This window comes from Peribacillus sp. QJM3NY_7, from assembly GCF_056173225.1.
Window position 1 is genome coordinate 2,530,915 of the sequence record NZ_CM149663.1, and the last position, 17,963, is coordinate 2,548,877.

Consider the following 17,963-nt stretch of genomic DNA (forward strand, 5'->3'; position numbering starts at 1 on the left):
TGTTTTTCTGGGAAGATATTCAAGTACAAAACATTAAAGAAGGAATTCTCATTTAAAGAATTCCTTCTTTGCATACTATTTGTTAAGAAATGATTTTTCGAAAAATTCCAGAAGATGTTCTAGAGTGATTGGATCACTGTAGGTGGATGCTTTACTATTTATTTCAAATATACGATCGTTCTTAACTGCAGGTATATTTTTCCACGTTTCGGTCTCCACAAATGAATTAACTACGTCCGGGTTTTTACTAAAGATAATATAATCTCCAGTATATTCAGGAAGCACTTCAGATGAGAGGACATAAATGCCGGATTTAAGTGCCTTTTCTTTTACTTTTTCAGGCATTTTCAAGTCCATTGCTTGATACAATATTTCTGTTCCGCGTGCATAATTATTTCCAAATACATAAAACTCTTTAGCATCATTTTCAATGACAGAAACGGTTGCATCTTCACCAATTTTTGCACGTATCGCTTTTCCTGCTGTTTCTGCACGCGTTTCGAAATCATTAACCCATTCTTTTGCTTCCTTTTCTTTGTTTAAAAGTTTTCCAATCTCTATTTGCTGTGATAAATAATCTAATTTCCCCCAAGTGAATACAACAGTCGGAGCAATTTCATTTAGCTTTCCGATATTTTTCATCTCGGATCCGGCTATGATTAGGTCCGGTTCCAGTTCAATGATTTTCTCCAGGTCATCTTCTGAAACGACTTCCACGCCCTTAAGTCTATCTTGAAAAAGGGGATTCATATTAGTCCATTGATCTATTCCAACAATATTACCTTCCAAAGCCAATACATTAGGTCCATTGGAGAGAGCAATTATTCTTTTTGGGTTTTTAGGAATCTCAACAGGACCAGTTTCTGATTGATATGTAATTGTTTCTGATTTTGTCTTGGAATCATTATTTTCGTTCGCTTTTTCGTTGTTCCCACAGGCACTAAGGATAAGTACGAACAAGAGCAGGAATGGTATGAATAGCTTTTTCATTTGATTTTCTCCTTACTGATTATAGTGTAGGTTAAAATATACCAAAAAATGTCTAATTAATAATGATATTCATTTTCAATGACTACATCAACATATTAATAGGAATGATAATCATTGTCAATAACTTTCGCCAGATTGCTAAACTCCGTGAACTAAACCGTCACCCCTGCTAATCTGTTGTTTTTCTTTGTAAACCAAGTCTAGTAGTTAAAGGTGGATAGCACATTCAACCGGGTGCCGCATCCTAAGAAGAGGAATAAAATAGCTCGGTTCATTTCATCATTTTCCACATGCGTCGTTAAATACTTGATATTGAGGTTTTTTCGATTAACTATTATTAAAATAATGACAAGTAGTTGTTTACATAACTATATTATGGTTTAATCGTTGAGAAGTCATATATATTTGAACGAAAATAATGATGCGAAAATTGTTATTCCTGGCCATAAAACTTGGGGAGGTTTCATTCTGCTTCCACATACATTGGAAATTGTACAGAATCATGATGAATTGATTTGCATTCAGTCTAAACTTTTAGCAACTTGTCCACACCTTCCATCAGTCCATGCATATACAATAGTAAGGAGGGTGTTAGGATGGAGATAAACTGTTGTTATGAAGAAAAATGTTTTGAGAACAATGACCCAAGTACAGTATGGTTTCCTGGAAAGCGTTGTAAATGTAAGTGCAAATGCAAAAAAAACAAGCGCCGTTTTCATTAATCACTAAATGAATGACTGGATATAAGTTGTTCAACAGAGGCAGGCCCAGTGGCTGCCTTTTTTATTTGGACATGCGTGATATATATTAGTGGAATTGAGCTGAAATATATAAAGGTGAAAAAACACTCAACCATTATGGCAGAGTGTTTTTAAGCATGGGATATAGAAAATAAAAGTTCATTGAACTAAAGTTAATCCCTAAATAGAAGCGTTTCGAACATAGTTTCCATTATACGAACTCCCAAGAAATTGAACAGTAACTTGGATTAGTTATGTAGCAGATAGCACAACCCCGATGTTTTATTTTAGTTTAACTAAAATAAGACATTGGTCATCTTTATGTTGGAGAGTGTCCTCTTCATATCTAAGCGTTTGTATAACTTCCTCCTTAAGTGCAGATAAAGGGGTAGCGGAATAGGTCTTTAACAATGAGCATAAACGGTCTGAACCTATAGGTTCTTCAACTCCATCTGTATAAAGGCACAGCATACTTTCCTTATTGTATGTAACGGTATTTGTTTTAAAAAGTATATCTTCAAACATCCCGAGTGGTGGCCGATTAGAACGCAACTCATATTGTTTTCCGTTTATATCCTGTAAAAGAACGGATGGATGGCCTGCATTGATATAATTAATTTCTCTCTTATCAGTATCGATTAAAAGGTAGACGGCTGTGCAGTAATGAGAAGATTTACTTGTATTTTTGAATAAAGAATGAAGATGGTCATCTAATTCCTTCATCACCGTTTTCACTTCCGAACCTTTTAAAATTAATCTTTCAAATATGGAATGTAGTGACATGGTTATTAGGGCAGAAGAAAGCCCATGCCCCATCACATCAAGTAGGATAAGGCCATACCGCTGGGCGTCAATTTGGTAAAAACCATATATATCACCCGATAATTGATTGGAGCCTTTATAATACGCTTGAATTTCAAGATGTTCATTAATAATAGGAACTGGCAATAGTGTCTCTTGTATCTTTTTTGCAAGACCCAGTTCTCTTTCTGTATCTACTTTGAATTTTTCATTTTTTTCGTTCAACTCAATCAGCTTATTCTTTTGCATTTTCATCGTTTCATGAGCAATCTCTAAATCAGCATAAGCCTTATTCCTAGCATTTAGTGCGGTCTCTGCTTCTTTTTTCGCTATAAGAAGCTCATTTTCTAATTCGTTTCTTTTTCGCATTGGAATCACCACACACTCAATAATGGTTCTTCCATCTCGCTCTCTTTGAACAGCGTTGAGTAACACAGGTATTTCTTCATCATCTACAGACTTTAAGGATATATATATTTCCTCAATCTGATTTTCTAATTTAATCAGAGGAACCAGATAAAGCTGATGAAAGAGTATAGCTGAAGGCGAAAGGATATAATTAATAGGCTGCCCTTGCAATTGATCGAGATTATACCCCAATAATTTAAGTAAGGTTTGATTAACGGATAAAATATCATCTTCTTCTGATAAAGTTAAATATCCGCAGGGTGCCTCATTCAGTTGTTCATTCACAAAAATTCACACCCATCTCTATCTATAAATCGTTTGTCGGAAATTCATCCAAAAACTGTCGAATTAAGAATATCGTCTCTTCAGGATGACTCATATGTGGACAGTGTCCTGTTGCTTTCATCACTTTCAATGTACTATCGGGAAGATGCTTATGAATATATTCACCTACTGCTGACGGAGCAATAACATCTTTGGAACATTGCAAAATGAGTGATGGTACTTTTACTTTTGCTAAATCTTTACGGTTGTCTGCAAAAAAGGTAACCTCCGCAAATTGTCGTGCGATAATGGGATCAGTAGAACAAAAACGATTCTCTAAATCCCGTTTAAGCTCTGGGCGATCTGGATTACTCATGACCGTTCCCGCAAAAGCGGTTGCCCAGCCTATGTAATTTTTGTCCATCATATCAATCAATCCTAAAAGTTGTTCTTTCTCGAATCCCCCGTAATAATCATTAGGGAGATTAAGGTAGCAAGGGGAAGGACCAACAAGGACAAGTTTAGAAAAACATTCAGGATGTTCAATGGATGCCAGCATCCCAATCACACATCCAACAGAGTGTCCAACAAATATAGCATCTTTTAGGTCTAATGCCGAACAAACATCAAGTACGTCTTGTGCATACCCATCAAGGGTACTGTATCTTTCCACATTATATGCCTGTATATCTGAATTACCTGACCCAACATAGTCAAATAGAATAATATGGTATTCATCTTCGAAATCTTTTGCAACTGATTGCCAGACATTTTGATCACAACCAAAACCTGGTGCAAATATCATTGGTCGTGTACCTCTTCCTCTAATCTTTACATTATTACGCAATAAAATATTGGGATTCATGATTGGCTCCTTCATTTAGAAGATATACTTACTATATGGTAACACTAACCTTATTCGAATTAAAGGATTACACTTTAGCTGAAAATTGTCTGAGCTTGAACAGGAATGAGGAGAGTGGTATACACTTGGCGGAGTTTCAAGACTTTGGAAACTCTCGGTCTTTCGTATACAGGAACCTCTTATACCTGGAAAAGGTCGACAACGTTCCTTGATAATATGGAAAGCCTTATTATAAAAAGGGGTCATGTATAAAAGAAATACGAGGGATTTTTTGATTAGATCGCTAAGAAATATATGGTCATGATATTATATTTTAATAGATAAAGGGTTTTTGTATGGGTAACTTAAACATCTCCCTTTTTCTGACCCAAATCCTTGAATATTCTTTTACCCTATCTGATCCCTAATTGGAGCTATTAATAACTAGCTTCAGTTTTTTTTCGCAAAATAATTATTGAAATAATAAATCGTTATCGGACGCCTTCTTTGTTTTTCCTGTATAATAATACTATATTTTACATTTGGGAGGGATTATTCATGGACGAAGCCAGCAGTTTAATAGGGCTTTTTGCACTCATACCGATTTTGTTTTATTTGGGACTTATTGTTTTAAGTGTTTATTTCATAATTAAGATTATAAAATTCATCAATGCAAAGACAAGATTAGATCAAGAAAGAAATGAAAAGCTGGATGAATTGATAAAAGTCATTGGAAAAGATAAAGAAGATCAGAATAAGCCACTATAATATAAAGGCCCTTTTCGTAAAGATTGTTGTTTTTAAAACGAAACCATTTTAGGTTGATTGGAGCGGAAGTGCGAGACTCCTGCGGGAGCAGCGGGACAGGTGAGACCCCAAAGGCGTTTACGCCGAGGACGCTCACCGCCCGCCCCGCAAAGCGAGCACCTGGAGGGGAAATCAACCACACTGCACTACTTCGAAAATAGCAACAAAGTATGCGAAAACAGCCAATATAAAAAAGCACAATTCCATTAGGGGTTGTGCTTTTTTTATTTAAGAACGATGAAAGCTTACTAGATCCACATAAAAAGGGCGATTTTTTTGTAACGTCAAGGTAGGGGTACAAGCATCTCCTAATTAGTACCATAACATATTAGGAGGTGATTGAATTGACAGTTAAATTAGAAACTTTATTGGAACGTTCAGAAAAGAATATGGGCAGCGGAATTCATCCAGTCGTAAAAGAATCAGCTTTGGAAATGGTTAAACGGGCATACCAAGAAGGCATTTTCGTGCAAATCAGCGCAGGTTATCGGTCTATGGAAGAGCAAGCAAAATTATATGGTCAAGGTCGCCTAGGTTATATATACGAAGGTAAAAACTATAGTGATTTATCGAAGCCGAGAGTGACCAACGCGATGCCAGGTCAATCTTACCATAACTATGGACTAGCCATTGATTATGTCATAGTCAGCGATGATGGAAAGAATGGCATATGGACAGTTGATGAAAAATGGAGACGTGTAGCGGCTATTGGTAAATCCTTGGGCTTTGCATGGGGCGGGGATTGGTCAAGCTTTAAAGATTATCCGCACTTGGATATGACGGGCGGACTGACGTATTCTCAGTTAAATGCGGGAACAAAGCCTAGACTGATATCAAAAGTGAATGGAACCACTCCACCACCTACACAAGTCGAATCAGAAGTCATTGTAAAAGATACACCAGCAAAGGACAGCGGCAACCAAACTATCAAGTCCATTCAGAGGACATTAAATAGCAGATATAGAACAAAAATAGATGTTGATGGATATTATGGTCCCAATACTAAAAAAGCGCTGATCAAGGGTTTTCAAACCGAATTGAATAAACAATATGGTGCAAAGATCAATGTTGATGGAATATGGGGACCCCAAACAAAAGCGGCTTCACCTAATGTTAGGGAAGGGGCGGAAGGGAATATCACCTATATCCTTCAAGCTGCACTTTATTTGGAAGGACATGATCCACATGGCATGGATGGTATCTTTGGAAGCGGAACGGAAATAGCTGTGAAGGCTTTTCAAAGGGCCAATGGATTATCTGCAGACGGCATCGCGGGTGAAAATACCTTTGCAAAACTATTTGGATGATATTTGAAATGGAATAGAATTATATTGCTTAAAAGTGGCTTAGCAAAAAAGCCCTATGAGGGCTTTTTTTGTATAAATGAAAATATAGCATTCATTTTAAAAGTAAATATCCCAATCGTTTAGGAATCGAAGTATAAGAAACGTAAGAATACATATGGGGACAAGAAATGTAACCGCATTTACGAAATGAAAGTACTTTAATGCGGAATGCTTTTTGACTTTAATCACTAAATAGAAGAATGATAAAATTGCGATCAATGGGCATAACAAGCCAAGATCAGTTAAAATTCCTGAAATTGGGTGGTTCATAACACTAAGTCCAATAAGGAATGAAGCAAGGCAGATGACATTGATAACCGACAAGATGGTTGGTATTAACAACAAGTTCTTTTTAACTGTTTCCATAAATTTCACCTCCTAGGAGATAACCCCACACATATCTTATAATATTCACGATTATCCAGCAAAACTTTTGATTACCTGTATACAAAGACAAAATACTCAAATTTATCCATTCACAGATCTGAATTGTAATATTTATCGTGTATTTATGCTCATTTTTGTTCACTTAAAATTGACTGAAATATAATAGTTTTTTTAATTTTCCATCACATTCCTCCAATAAAGTTAAAGCAAGACATAACTTTATTGGAGGAAAAAAATGAAAAAAATATGGAAAAACCCAATTTTGCCTATCGCCTCTATTAGTCTGGCATCTGTGATGTTTTTAAATGCCATTCCCGAAACTCCAGTTCAAGCAAAATTGAATGTTCAATCACAAGTGCAAACGAAAAATCATTTACTTCCGCTTGGAACTCCAAATTTGCAGGAGAAAAGAACTTCCATGAATCTAGCACCAGGAGTGAAGTATACCAAAATCAATCGTGGTGAAACATCTTCTAAAGACTTTTACACAGTGGATGTGGCATTTGTAGAAACACAAAAGCAGGCAAAGGAATTGTTGGGAAATTTAAAGAAAGACGGTTTCAACAGGGCTCATATCATAAAAGAATCGGATCGGGCCGTGGATGACCGGAAAAAGGGACCGCTTGGGTACATTGTTCGCATCGGTCAATATCAGCTGGAAGCGGATGCAGCCGAAATGAAAAACAAGTTATCTGAAAAGGGATATTCGGGACTTCGGACTGTGTATACGGGTGAAGACGGAGAGAAAACAACAGGACCATGGGTAGTGAACGTCCTTGAAGTGGATCAGGATCGATTTAATGGGCATATGGTGCCTGAATTAGCAAATGATGCAGTGACAGGAAAAGAAACATTGACCCAAATCGCTGATAGAAATGATGCCATTGCAGGAGTTAATGCAGGATACTTTGTTATGGGAGAGAAGGATGGAACACCAGGCGATCTTGCCGGTATATTCGCAAGCAAAGGTCAACTTGTCAGTGAAGCTATAAATGGACGTTCAGCTCTGATTTTATCTTCTGCTGAAGGGAAGGCAAACATTGCATCTGTTTCCACGTCAATTCAGGCTACTTCATCTGATGGGGCGGTTAGGGAAGTGGATGGATTGAATCGGAAGCCAGGATTAATCCGCAATTGTGGCGGTGTCGGAGGAGATACGACAACAGAACGGGCAAAACATGATTTTACTTGTAAAGATGGAAGTGAACTTATCCAATATACGTCCGTATTTGGAGAAAAGACAGAATCGGGCGACGGTATGGAAGTGGTAGTAAATCATGCCGGGGTAGTGGCGGAAATCCGTAACAAGCGTGGGGGAGACATTCCAAGCAGTGGTTCCGTTCTTGCGGGAACGGGGGAGGCGGCAGAGTGGCTTCGTGACCATGCCCGGCAAGGAATGAAGATTCAAGTGAAAAGTAAAATCATCGGGGATGGAAAGCAATTAAAATTAGACCAAACTACAAGTATGATTAATGGAGGTCCTCGATTATTGGAAAACGGAGAAATTTCCATTAATGCCGTAGAGGAAGGCTTTCACTGGGAAGAAGATCCAGGCTTTTATTATCGTTTTGGGGAACGTCGTAATCCAAGAACGCTTGCAGGAATCAAAGAGAATGGCAATCTATTATTGGTCACCATTGATGGACGCGCACCCGGATGGAGCGTGGGAGCTAATTTTGAAGAAAGTGCGAAAGTCATGAAGTCATTAGGGGCAGTCGATGCCATCAATCTTGACGGCGGCGGATCGACGACCATGACAGTTGGGGATGACCGAGTCACAAGACCATCTGATGCAGCAGGTGAACGCCCGATTGCCGACGGTATTCTGTTAGTAGAATAGATGGGCAGGGATTATTGTCTTCATTCATCGTTTTGGTTCAAGCGGGTCGTCACGAAAAAAATCTCTTCAGTTATGTTTCTGAAGAGATTTTTTTTCTGTGATATTTTGAAATAATTATAGGGAATTTGAAATACTTTCAGCAGTTTTTAACAATAAAGAGATATGTTGTTCCATCGATTCCCTATGCCAGCGAAAGAAAGGACCGCCGGGTTCATGCCCTCAAGGCTGCCTAATTAAATAAAGTGTCAAACTTTTTGGGTTCACTTCACAATGACGATCTCTTTTTTCTCCATTTTAGCTGAGGAAGTTCCTTTTTAAATCTTCATTCAAGACATGTCTAGACTAGTTACAAAACTCCCTTAAAATCTGGTTCTTTATTTCTTCTATCGGAAATCCCTGTTGATAGGTGGATATCATCAACATAATTCCTTGTAGCACAGATGAAAAATATAACGATCGTTTCCTTGGTTCCGTTTCACCCATACTTTCAAATATTTTACATTGAAACTCAAATTGTCTAGCATTTTCTTCAATTATGAGATGACTGTATTTTATCAACTCTTCATCTGATTCTGGCTGAGTTTGAAGGTGTAGATAGAACCGATGGACTTCTGGCTTTTGGTGGATATAATCAATGGCACCATTGATTATATGTTCAAGCTGTTCACGAGGTGTATTTAAGGTGAAAGCTTCTTCCATGACTTCCACCACCTCCTTGATTCTGGCCTCGACCATTTCAGAAAGCAGTTCTTCTTTTCCTTTATAATAGTTATAGAGTAACCCTTTCGAAATGCCCGCCTGCTTGGCTATATCGCTTATGGAAGTGGCGTAATAGCCTTGTTTTATAAATAACTCCATGGCTGCAGCGCGAATTTTTTCTTTGGATGCTTGGCGAATGCGGTCATTCTCTTCTGATGTACGTGGCATTTTATCTTCAATCCTCCATAAAAGCAGTGAATTCTTGATATAAAACTTCAGAATGGGTGAGGGGCAACATATGATCGGCATCCTCTATTTCGATGAAACGGATGTTTGGAACCTTTCGGAAACAATCGGCAACCCGGAAATTATCTGCCATGTCCTTTTTGCCGATAAAAAATAAAGTTTCGGTGTTCAATTCTTCTAATCGTTCCATTGCCGGCGGCCGCGGCCATATCATGCAGAAATCAGCGGGCCACTTAAGCATGCGCCCGAAATGATGCCTGAGCATTTTGACAGTGAGATCTTTGTGCGGACTATCGATAACAACTTGGTATGTTGGTGAATGAAGGGCAAGCTCTAACATTTTATCTATATTGGGGGCACTTTCCAATATCTTGTTATGATATTGTTCAAACTCCTTTGAATAGGGAAAACCAGTTAAAGAAGGAGCAATTAATACAAGTTTCGATACCCTTTCTGGATAATTAAGGGCTAAATCAGTGGCAATCTGTCCGCCCAAGGAATGACCTATAATCGTTGCCTGATTAAGTTTCAGGTAATCCATTAGTGCCAATACATCCTCTACAAAGTTTGCATGTTTTATGGGGGATGGGGATTTTCCGGCACCACGGCCATCAAAAACGATCACTTTATAATTTTTAGTTAAAAGAGATGCTAAAAATGTCCATTGCCTCAAATCAACACCACCACCATGAATAAGAACAACAGGAAGACCCTTGCCATTAACCTCGAAATGTAAATCCAATGCAACCCCTCCTTTTTCATCACTGAATTTTCAGATTTATTTTATTATTGAATGAACGTTTAGTCAATATAAAACTAAGATATTATTTCCATTCCGCAAAATAGCGATAATCAATAGTAAATCCGAAGGCTTCAGCTTTACATCTCCTCAGGTTTCTTAGGCAGTCTTTGTGTTGAGTAAAAAATGATGTATAATGAACACGTTTTCAACACTTTGAAAAAGAGGGTACGAATAGTATGGAAATCATTTTAAATATATTACAGAAACCAGAAACGGATAATGAAATACTCTTTATAGGAAATACCGAAGATGAGATTTCGTTTGTGAATAGTAAAATCAAATTGTTTGGTGAAGGAAATCGGTTAATTATTGAACGTGGAGCGGAATTTAAAGATGCGACGCTAAGTTTTAATGGCAACAACTCGCTCATGATCATTGGGAAATCCAAACGCAATGCAACGATAAGAGTCAATGTTTGGAATGACAATACATTTTTCCTAGGTCGCAACTATTCATTTAATGGAGCAGCGAGATTTATTCTCTCTGAGCAAAAGAATCTGTTCATCGGTGATGATAATATGTTTTCAAGTGGTGTAGTCGTTCGTTTGGCAGATCCACATTTGATCTACGATGGAACAACTCGAAAACGGATTAACCCAACAAAAAGTGTGTACTTAGGTGACCACATTTGGATTGGGCAGGACGTCATGATTCTTAAAGGAGTAGAAGTTGGTACAGGTTCAATTTTAGGTGCAAAGTCACTTGTGACAAAATCGCTCCCATCAAATGTATCAGCTGCAGGAAGTCCTGCACGTGTGGTGCGGAAAAATGTTTTTTGGGCACGTCCGTCTGTCCATGCATATTCTGAAAAAGAAACAGCAGAATCACAAAAATTCCCGGATGGGCGTTTTGTCTTTAAGTCAAAAGGCTCAACAGCAAAACATTTTGCAAAAATTGAAGAACAGTTAAATACCGCAACTTCTGTAGAGGAGAAGACTGACATATTAATGCCTTATCTTGATGTAACAAGTAAGAATCGTTTCTTTCTTCCTGTGCCTCCTGAGAAAAAGAAAACATTTCTCGATAGAACCTTTCGCAAAGGAAGTAAGAAGTAGATGATTGAATTATTCCAGATTAATTTTAGAAAATTCCAAGTGATAGCTCAGAATGATGGTACAGGAATAATTGTAAGTTTTTTTAAAAATGCATTAAAGTTGTTTCTTATTGTCTTTTTTAGGGGTGTTCCTTTTCTACAAAGGAGAATTAGCAATGGGAACAAGGGAAGAAGGAACATCTGAATAACTTATCGTTTAGTTATACATTAAAAGACAGTAAGCAAAGATTAACTCACTGTCTTTTTTGATTAATTATAAATGAGAAAAATGCTGAAAAATTAGCAGCAAAGTTAAAGAAAAAGGGATACTCGTAAATATTGTAAAAGGATAAAAACATAGCCTTTACTCTAATCGAGTAGGGGCATTTTTGTATAGTTAAGCAAATTGTTTGGCTACATTAATTATTTCATTTTTATAATTTTGTATGTCATTTACTGATTCAATTTTGATACTCGTTTTCATTTCGTCATTTAGTTGAATGTATTTATTACTTGAATTAAAGCCTAAACGACATATCCATTTTCTAATATTGTCATCAAGTAATACATTAAAATAGCTACGATTATCACGATAATAAATTCTAGTTGGTTCAAATTCTTCCCTTAAAATTAACTTTATTAGTACATAACCCTCTATTTCTTCTTCAGTGGTAGTAATTTCTTCAACAGCAGCAGCTATGGTTTCTTGTTGTAGCTCAATAACTTCACTTTCAACAAAAGTATCGGACTTCTTGCTTTCTGCTGTATCTGAATTTAACGCTTGTTGTAACTTGTCATTTACTTTTTCATTTACAAATTGATTTAATGATTTTTTTACGATGTCTTTAAAGTTGTCGAGTACCTTTTTAGTTTTGATTCCCTGATAAACCTCATTAATTATAAGTCTAACAAATTCATCTGAAGGTTCTTCCCATTGTTTAGAAAGAAATTGCTTAATTTCATTCGTGTATTTTAAATCAGAAGCAGTAGTTAATACATTTATTACATCGAAATCAGATTTTTTAAATTTACTAATTTCATTTATTTGGGTATCACGTAAATCAAGCATATTAAAAACAAAGAAAGGTTTTTGATCCATTTTATTTGGCTCTTCCAAGTCGGTAAAGAATTTATATTCAATACCATTTGTCAATATTGCAAACTTTGCTTGAGTAGTCCCGAAATATCTAAATAATTGAGAATCATGTTTTCCTAACTTTTCATTAACACTTTTAGCTTCAATTAGAATAACAGGTTCTCCAGCCTGCATGATAGCATAGTCAATTTTTTCGCCTTTTTTAATGCCCACATCTGCAATAAATTCTGGGACTAGTTCTTCAGGATTGAAAATATCATATCCCAGTGCCTGAATTAAAGGCATGATTAAAGATGTTTTAGTAGCCTCTTCAGTTTGAACATTCCCTTTAATTCGTTCGATACGGCTAGCTAATGATTTCATTTGCTGAATAAAATCTTCCACAATAACCACTCCTATAATTATGAATTTATTCCTCTTGGTTCCCCCACTGATAAAGATCAGTGATATTAACATCCAGTAGTTTTGCTAATTCATAAGCTTTATCTATAGTTGGATATGTTTTACCTGTAGACCAATTTGAAAGTGTATTTGCTGTGATTCCCAATTCTTTTTGAATGAATTCACGTTTGTATTTGGAAGTCCTCAGTAAAATACCTATTTTACTTTTAACCATTTTATACACCTCTATAAACAATTCTACAGAATCTTTCCAAATCCTTTGATAAATAAAAACAAATCAAAAGATTGAAATTTTCACATTTTTTTTGGATAGACAGGGAATATTTCGCTCCAAAAACAAGAGAACAAATAGACTTTGGACTAACTCTTTTTGAGGACGAAAAACCTAAAAATGCAGAAGAGGCTATAAAAGAGATTGTTGGTGCGGTTGATGGTGTTTTAGCAAGAAATCAAGATTGGCATGATTTTCATAAAGAAATGATTTTCCAGGTTGAACCGAATAGTAAAGAGGACATATCATTTCTTTTAGAGTTATCTATATATGAGCAAAAATCAATGGATTTGTATAAAAGAGAAATGTATACGGAATCTTTAAATAACATGCTAGTTTATATACAAACATATCAAAAGCAGCTTAATGAAATAGATGAGGCTTGGTATACCCAGGTTGCAGCTAGTCTAATATATCCATTAGATCCTGTTCGTTCAAATGATCAGCAAATATTAGCTAAGGACAAATCATTAAAGGTACTAAAGCCACGTCATAAATACCTTGCAAAGAATACAAAGGTCAAGGGAAGACAAGCAGGAATTATAAAGTAGTGGATATCTAACTATGTAATGGCACTGATGTCTTAATAGCCATTGAGGATTTATTAACTAACTTTGTCTATTCATCACATATTGACAGTTTGAAGAAAGTGTTTATAAAATTGGACAGTTTCTTGGATACCAAAGACCCGAGGAAGAAGATGGAGATGGACCAGATAATTTATGGAGATTTGAGGAGGATACTAATGTAATAATCGAAGCAAAATCTCAAAGAAACGGTCTTGAAATATCTAGAAGTGACATAGAACAGTTACTTCATTCATTTCAGTGGCATAACGATAAATATGGTTTGCATCAAAGATATATTCCGATATTACTTCATAAAGGAATTGCATCGATGAACAATGCTCATCCTTCTGAAGATTCACGGGTAATGCAGATGACAAAACTTGAAGAATTTAAAAGTACTATTATAAAGTTTGGAGAGGTGTTATCAAGAAAGCTCCCATCTGAATGGACTGAGGGAGAAATTCATCAGCAACTAGCATGTTTTAAACTAACTTATGTAACAATAATTGATAAGTACACTAAGGCACTAAGATAAAGTCAAATGATAGCTAAAAAGCAACGGTGTAAACAGACTGATAGTTTCATTTGTACAGGGCAACCAAGAGAAAGGGAATACTATTCAGTAAGTACAAGGCAGGGTGAAACCCTGTCTATTCTTTATTTTAACATTACTAATCAGGTGCTATTTAATCGTGTTACTATTGTTTAAACATCTTCAAAGTAAAAAGAAAAACGACAATCTTAAGATTATCGTATTTTTGTATCTTTAGCTACGGAGGCTTGAATCTGCCTCTTGCACAGCGTTGAACCAAGTAAACACCATGTTCCCTAAAATTCCACATGTTGCTGAATTTATGGTAAATAGAATTGATTGTATTAGATTACGTGTAGATTTTATACGCATCACCCGAAAATGTAACAAGAGAAAGCAGTATGAAGAAAATCAGGAATGGGGAAATATGGTTGAAACCTGCGCAACTAAAGATACAAAGTGGTTAGTGTTTTATGTAATCATATCGTATAACCTGAGTATATTCCAGATTTTTGTAATATCAAAAGGAAGGTTCTTGATCTATTAAGTATTCAAAATGAATGTTTAATAACAGGAAGTGGGTGAGGGGGTAATTTCCACATTATTTGCCCCTGCATCTATGAGAATTGTACATAGTAGGTATACTCACACATCACGATTTTTCAAACCGAGTGTGTGACTTCGAACGAGGTCTATTTAGTTTATCCTCTACTAAAAGGCAAAATAGATAATAGTACAATTAAAAGATTATAAGTATTGTGAAATAGAGGAAGTTAAGCGAAATACAGTTCTGAGAATTAGAATAAATTTAGTGGGAGTGATATGGATGAAGAATCTAATACAAAAGATAAAAGACTCTGATATTGGAGTTTGGTAAAGCGTTGCTGCGGTTGTTGGTTATGGCATTTACTTCATTTAATCAATATTATGGATTGCCTAAGAATTTTCTTGAGCTTAAAATGGAGAATTTGGCTTTTGTAATTGTGCTTGTTGTATTTGCAATAGGCTTTTTGTTTGTGATACCGGAGTATAGTAGGCTCATTTTTGAGACCTTTCCTTTCTTAAGTGTTAGGAAGAAAAAGATTAAAACGTTTTTTGAAAATCTCTCTTTAATTTTTTTCCTTATTCCTCTAGGAATGTATCTGTTTGGTCTGCTAAAGCCTATAGAATTAATCCCTTTTTTAATACTAATTGTAGTAGTTGTGAAATTTGATATACCTTCTCCAAAGTTGGCTATCGGTCTATGTATCTTAATAGTAGGAGGTTGGATTATTATGTATGGTAGTAATAGTGCTGCTGAAAAAGAAGATTATCTAATTATGGAAAGTACTAATGATCAGAATTTTGTTGTTATTAATACCTATAAAGGCAAATTTATTATTGCTCCTGTTAACTTGGAAAAAAAAGAAATAACACCAAAGTTTCAATTCATAGAAATTAAGTCAGATATAGATGATAAAGTGGAGTTCTCATTAGTACATACTGGTAAGTTGAAAGTGAAAAAGGTAACAGGAGAAAAACAAAATAACGATAAATGAATTCCTCATATTTATTTGGGGAAAATGAGGCATTAGTTTTCTTGCAAAATCTTCATAACAACTTTTCAATTAATAAAAAAAGACAGCCCAAACTAGGTAAAATCCGCTTTTTCACACAGTTCTTTCAATTAATGAAATATCGATTTTATTATTTTTCGAAATAAGAGAAGTTATTAACCCAAACTTCTTTTTTATCAAACAAAAAACCAAACCCGTAAATTAAATGAGTTTGGTTTTTTGTTATTTAATCGGTACATTTAATATATGGAAATCTTTGTACCATTTAAAAAAAATTCTCTGTAATATCATTATAATAATCGCAAAGTTGATTGTGAAAATGCTTTAAGGCTTCTGCTAGATAATGTGCTAGCAGTTTGATTCATTCTAAATAATCCGTCTTCAACAAAAATATCGCCTTTTTCAAAAGCAGCGTCACAACCGAAAAAACATAAAGGGCAGACAATATTTGAATTAGTTTTTCCTCTTTAGATGTGAATTTACGTTTTTTAATATGAGCTATAACTAAGTAACTAACAGAAGATTTTTTTTACAACATGCACATTTTGAGGTTTTACGGTTGCCGAAAGGATTAACACAAGATACTTTGTTCTAAACGTCCTTGAGCTGTTGCATTGGATTTAGGCTTTCTTTTTCTTCTAAAGCGAGTAAATCTTCTAGTAACTTTTTTTCATCAATTGAGTCCGATTCTTCTAATAAAATGTATTCAGATTCAATAATTTCAAAAGCAAGTAATAGTTGAAGAGACTTTTCACGATCTTTTTGGTCACAAATATTTTTTAAACGTTAATTTCGGGGTCACAAATGTGGTCACAAAAATGCTTTCAATCGTAGATATATCAATACTTCTAGCATTCAGAAAACATCTAAAAAACAATTAAAATACACCTTACTCCCCAACACTTTTCTTATTAATCCGCTCCACAATCTCCATCAAATCATCCGGTCTGTGAAATTCAATCGACGAAACTCCTTTATCGAACTCTATTGTGTCAGCTTCTATCATAAAACATACTACACTATAACTAAATCGAACTTTTATTGGTGTGCGGGTACTGCATTGAATGCACCATCTATTGCAAACTCTTGGGGAGTCCTGCACTTCCAATCGGAAGCTGCTTCAGCTCTACAAATAGCATTCCCTTACCACGGTTCTACAGGTTCAATTATGTTAAGGCGTACCGTTTCAGACATGACCACATGGACAGCTTGGAGAGCGATGTAACAAACAGTCGGAAGAAACTATGCGGTAGGTTAGGAATTCTATTATTCAAAGTTATTTTTCCTGATTTAATATTAGAGTATAATAGTAATAAATAAATAATAAAAGGTGTGATTTTTCTGACGGAAGCACTAAAAAAACAGCATAGAAAGTTACCTCGTTTGATAATTATCCAACGGATCATTCTTATTACAATTGGTGCTTTGCTAATGGCCACTGGATTGGAAATCTTTTTAATTCCCAATCATGTAATTGATGGAGGCATTACAGGTATTTCCATTATGCTTTCTCACGTTACCGGTATAAAACTGGGAATCTTTCTTTTCCTTTTGAACCTACCATTTGTATATCTGGGATATAAACAGTTTGGAAAAACTTTTGCTATATCTACTATATATGGGATTATAATGCTTTCCATTTTTGCGACATATTTTCATCCTATCCCGCCCTTCACTGAAGATATCCTTCTTGCTACAATTTTTGGCGGTATTTTTTTAGGTATAGGTGTGGGAATAGTAATTCGTAACGGTGGTGCTCTTGATGGGACAGAAATACTTTCGATTGTAATAAGTAAAAAAGTGCCTTTTTCTGTTGGCGAAATTGTTATGTTCATCAATCTATTTATACTTGGTTCTGCCGGATTCGTTTACACATGGGACAGAGCTATGTATTCAATCTTAGCTTATGTAATAGCTGCTAAAGCCATTGACATTGTTATTACTGGAATGGAAGAAACAAAGTCAGTATGGATAATTAGCGATGAAGCAAAAGAGATGGGTGATGCAATCAATAGTCGCTTAGGACGAGGTGTGACATACTTACATGGTGAGGGTGCTTTTACTGGAGAGGACAAGAAGGTTATTTTCTGTGTAATTACCAGACTTGAAGAATCCAAGTTAACTACAATTGTTGAAGAGATAGACCCTTCATCTTTCTTAGCAATGGCAAATATTGCGGAAGTACGTGGAGGAAGGTTCAAAAAGAGAGATATTCATTAATATTAACCACACAGGAAGCGCTCATAACTTGAGTGCTTTTTTTGCATACTTTTTTAACAGGATCGGAATATTTTGCAGTAAAAAACATTGGAGAATAAAATGCAGTTAGT

Annotated in this window: 17 protein-coding genes; 8 read left to right on the forward strand and 9 right to left on the reverse strand. The window is 35.7% G+C overall.

What is annotated here, in order from left to right; genetic code table 11:
• Nucleotides 1-75 precede the first annotated feature (75 nt).
• The 3 genes from AC0VX1_RS12070 to AC0VX1_RS12080 form a co-directional block, all read right to left on the reverse strand.
• Nucleotides 76-990 carry an iron-hydroxamate ABC transporter substrate-binding protein gene (locus tag AC0VX1_RS12070; protein WP_063576316.1) on the reverse strand — a complete coding sequence of 305 codons (915 nt, stop codon included), beginning with the start codon at nucleotides 988-990 and terminating at the stop codon, nucleotides 76-78.
• A gap of 1,022 nt (nucleotides 991-2,012) precedes the next feature.
• Nucleotides 2,013-3,224 carry a SpoIIE family protein phosphatase gene (locus AC0VX1_RS12075; protein ID WP_475471410.1) on the reverse strand — a complete coding sequence of 404 codons (1,212 nt, stop codon included), beginning with the start codon at nucleotides 3,222-3,224 and terminating at the stop codon, nucleotides 2,013-2,015.
• A gap of 22 nt (nucleotides 3,225-3,246) precedes the next feature.
• The gene (locus tag AC0VX1_RS12080; protein WP_413021113.1) at nucleotides 3,247-4,068 is read right to left on the reverse strand and encodes an alpha/beta fold hydrolase; all 822 of its coding nucleotides are present in this window, start codon (nucleotides 4,066-4,068) and stop codon (nucleotides 3,247-3,249) included.
• 537 nt (nucleotides 4,069-4,605) lie between these two features.
• Here AC0VX1_RS12080 and AC0VX1_RS12085 point away from each other — a divergent pair.
• Both AC0VX1_RS12085 and AC0VX1_RS12090 read left to right on the forward strand, forming a co-directional pair.
• Nucleotides 4,606-4,815 carry a hypothetical protein gene (locus AC0VX1_RS12085; RefSeq protein ID WP_475471412.1) on the forward strand — a complete coding sequence of 70 codons (210 nt, stop codon included), beginning with the start codon at nucleotides 4,606-4,608 and terminating at the stop codon, nucleotides 4,813-4,815.
• Between the two features lie 383 nt (nucleotides 4,816-5,198).
• Nucleotides 5,199-6,161 (forward strand): peptidoglycan-binding protein, encoded by a 963-nt coding sequence (locus tag AC0VX1_RS12090; RefSeq protein WP_400449210.1) that lies wholly within the window; start codon nucleotides 5,199-5,201, stop codon nucleotides 6,159-6,161.
• Nucleotides 6,162-6,257: 96 nt separating this feature from the next.
• Here AC0VX1_RS12090 and AC0VX1_RS12095 read toward each other — a convergent pair whose 3' ends face one another.
• Nucleotides 6,258-6,566 (reverse strand): hypothetical protein, encoded by a 309-nt coding sequence (locus AC0VX1_RS12095; RefSeq protein WP_400449211.1) that lies wholly within the window; start codon nucleotides 6,564-6,566, stop codon nucleotides 6,258-6,260.
• Between the two features lie 256 nt (nucleotides 6,567-6,822).
• Between AC0VX1_RS12095 and AC0VX1_RS12100 the strand changes: the two genes are divergently transcribed.
• Complete coding sequence (locus tag AC0VX1_RS12100) at nucleotides 6,823-8,427, forward strand: phosphodiester glycosidase family protein (RefSeq protein ID WP_475471415.1); 1,605 nt, start codon at nucleotides 6,823-6,825, stop codon at nucleotides 8,425-8,427.
• A 342-nt stretch (nucleotides 8,428-8,769) separates the two neighbouring features.
• Here the strand turns inward: AC0VX1_RS12100 and AC0VX1_RS12105 are convergent, their stop codons facing one another.
• A complete protein-coding gene (locus tag AC0VX1_RS12105; protein WP_413008368.1) occupies nucleotides 8,770-9,354 on the reverse strand; it encodes a TetR/AcrR family transcriptional regulator in 585 nt (194 codons plus the stop codon).
• Between the two features lie 7 nt (nucleotides 9,355-9,361).
• The gene (locus AC0VX1_RS12110) at nucleotides 9,362-10,114 is read right to left on the reverse strand and encodes an alpha/beta fold hydrolase (RefSeq protein WP_475471417.1); all 753 of its coding nucleotides are present in this window, start codon (nucleotides 10,112-10,114) and stop codon (nucleotides 9,362-9,364) included.
• Nucleotides 10,115-10,350: 236 nt separating this feature from the next.
• Between AC0VX1_RS12110 and AC0VX1_RS12115 the strand changes: the two genes are divergently transcribed.
• Nucleotides 10,351-11,229, forward strand: a complete 879-nt coding sequence (locus AC0VX1_RS12115) for an acyltransferase (RefSeq protein ID WP_475471419.1) — start codon at nucleotides 10,351-10,353, stop codon at nucleotides 11,227-11,229.
• A gap of 375 nt (nucleotides 11,230-11,604) precedes the next feature.
• Here AC0VX1_RS12115 and AC0VX1_RS12120 read toward each other — a convergent pair whose 3' ends face one another.
• Nucleotides 11,605-12,687 carry a type I restriction endonuclease gene (locus AC0VX1_RS12120; protein ID WP_095396333.1) on the reverse strand — a complete coding sequence of 361 codons (1,083 nt, stop codon included), beginning with the start codon at nucleotides 12,685-12,687 and terminating at the stop codon, nucleotides 11,605-11,607.
• A gap of 25 nt (nucleotides 12,688-12,712) precedes the next feature.
• On the reverse strand, nucleotides 12,713-12,919 hold the full coding sequence (locus AC0VX1_RS12125; RefSeq protein ID WP_095396334.1) for a helix-turn-helix transcriptional regulator: 207 nt from the start codon (nucleotides 12,917-12,919) through the stop codon (nucleotides 12,713-12,715).
• 71 nt (nucleotides 12,920-12,990) lie between these two features.
• Between AC0VX1_RS12125 and AC0VX1_RS12130 the strand changes: the two genes are divergently transcribed.
• From AC0VX1_RS12130 to AC0VX1_RS12140, 3 genes are all read left to right on the forward strand, one after another.
• Nucleotides 12,991-13,527, forward strand: a complete 537-nt coding sequence (locus AC0VX1_RS12130; protein ID WP_241635963.1) for a hypothetical protein — start codon at nucleotides 12,991-12,993, stop codon at nucleotides 13,525-13,527.
• A gap of 346 nt (nucleotides 13,528-13,873) precedes the next feature.
• Complete coding sequence (locus AC0VX1_RS12135; protein WP_340861924.1) at nucleotides 13,874-14,080, forward strand: hypothetical protein; 207 nt, start codon at nucleotides 13,874-13,876, stop codon at nucleotides 14,078-14,080.
• 860 nt (nucleotides 14,081-14,940) lie between these two features.
• A complete protein-coding gene (locus AC0VX1_RS12140; RefSeq protein ID WP_475471423.1) occupies nucleotides 14,941-15,615 on the forward strand; it encodes a hypothetical protein in 675 nt (224 codons plus the stop codon).
• A gap of 907 nt (nucleotides 15,616-16,522) precedes the next feature.
• On the opposite strand, the gene AC0VX1_RS12145 is transcribed toward AC0VX1_RS12140, so the two are convergent.
• Complete coding sequence (locus AC0VX1_RS12145; RefSeq protein ID WP_475471425.1) at nucleotides 16,523-16,639, reverse strand: DUF3898 domain-containing protein; 117 nt, start codon at nucleotides 16,637-16,639, stop codon at nucleotides 16,523-16,525.
• 335 nt (nucleotides 16,640-16,974) lie between these two features.
• On the opposite strand from AC0VX1_RS12145, the gene AC0VX1_RS12150 reads away from it, so the two are divergent.
• The gene (locus AC0VX1_RS12150; protein ID WP_095395772.1) at nucleotides 16,975-17,853 is read left to right on the forward strand and encodes a YitT family protein; all 879 of its coding nucleotides are present in this window, start codon (nucleotides 16,975-16,977) and stop codon (nucleotides 17,851-17,853) included.
• The last annotated feature ends 110 nt before the right edge of the window (nucleotides 17,854-17,963 follow it).

Excerpts from the sequence above, each read along its gene's own strand:
- AC0VX1_RS12070 (WP_063576316.1), bottom strand. The coding sequence starts at position 990 with ATGAAAAAGCTATTCATACCATTCCTGCTCTTGTTCGTACTTATCCTT.
- AC0VX1_RS12080 (WP_413021113.1), bottom strand. The coding sequence starts at position 4,068 with ATGAATCCCAATATTTTATTGCGTAATAATGTAAAGATTAGAGGAAGA.
- AC0VX1_RS12085 (WP_475471412.1), top strand. The coding sequence starts at position 4,606 with ATGGACGAAGCCAGCAGTTTAATAGGGCTTTTTGCACTCATACCGATT.
- AC0VX1_RS12095 (WP_400449211.1), bottom strand. The coding sequence starts at position 6,566 with ATGGAAACAGTTAAAAAGAACTTGTTGTTAATACCAACCATCTTGTCG.
- AC0VX1_RS12100 (WP_475471415.1), top strand. The coding sequence starts at position 6,823 with ATGAAAAAAATATGGAAAAACCCAATTTTGCCTATCGCCTCTATTAGT.
- AC0VX1_RS12105 (WP_413008368.1), bottom strand. The coding sequence starts at position 9,354 with ATGCCACGTACATCAGAAGAGAATGACCGCATTCGCCAAGCATCCAAA.
- AC0VX1_RS12115 (WP_475471419.1), top strand. The coding sequence starts at position 10,351 with ATGGAAATCATTTTAAATATATTACAGAAACCAGAAACGGATAATGAA.
- AC0VX1_RS12125 (WP_095396334.1), bottom strand. The coding sequence starts at position 12,919 with ATGGTTAAAAGTAAAATAGGTATTTTACTGAGGACTTCCAAATACAAA.
- AC0VX1_RS12135 (WP_340861924.1), top strand. The coding sequence starts at position 13,874 with ATGAACAATGCTCATCCTTCTGAAGATTCACGGGTAATGCAGATGACA.
- AC0VX1_RS12145 (WP_475471425.1), bottom strand. The coding sequence starts at position 16,639 with ATGATAGAAGCTGACACAATAGAGTTCGATAAAGGAGTTTCGTCGATT.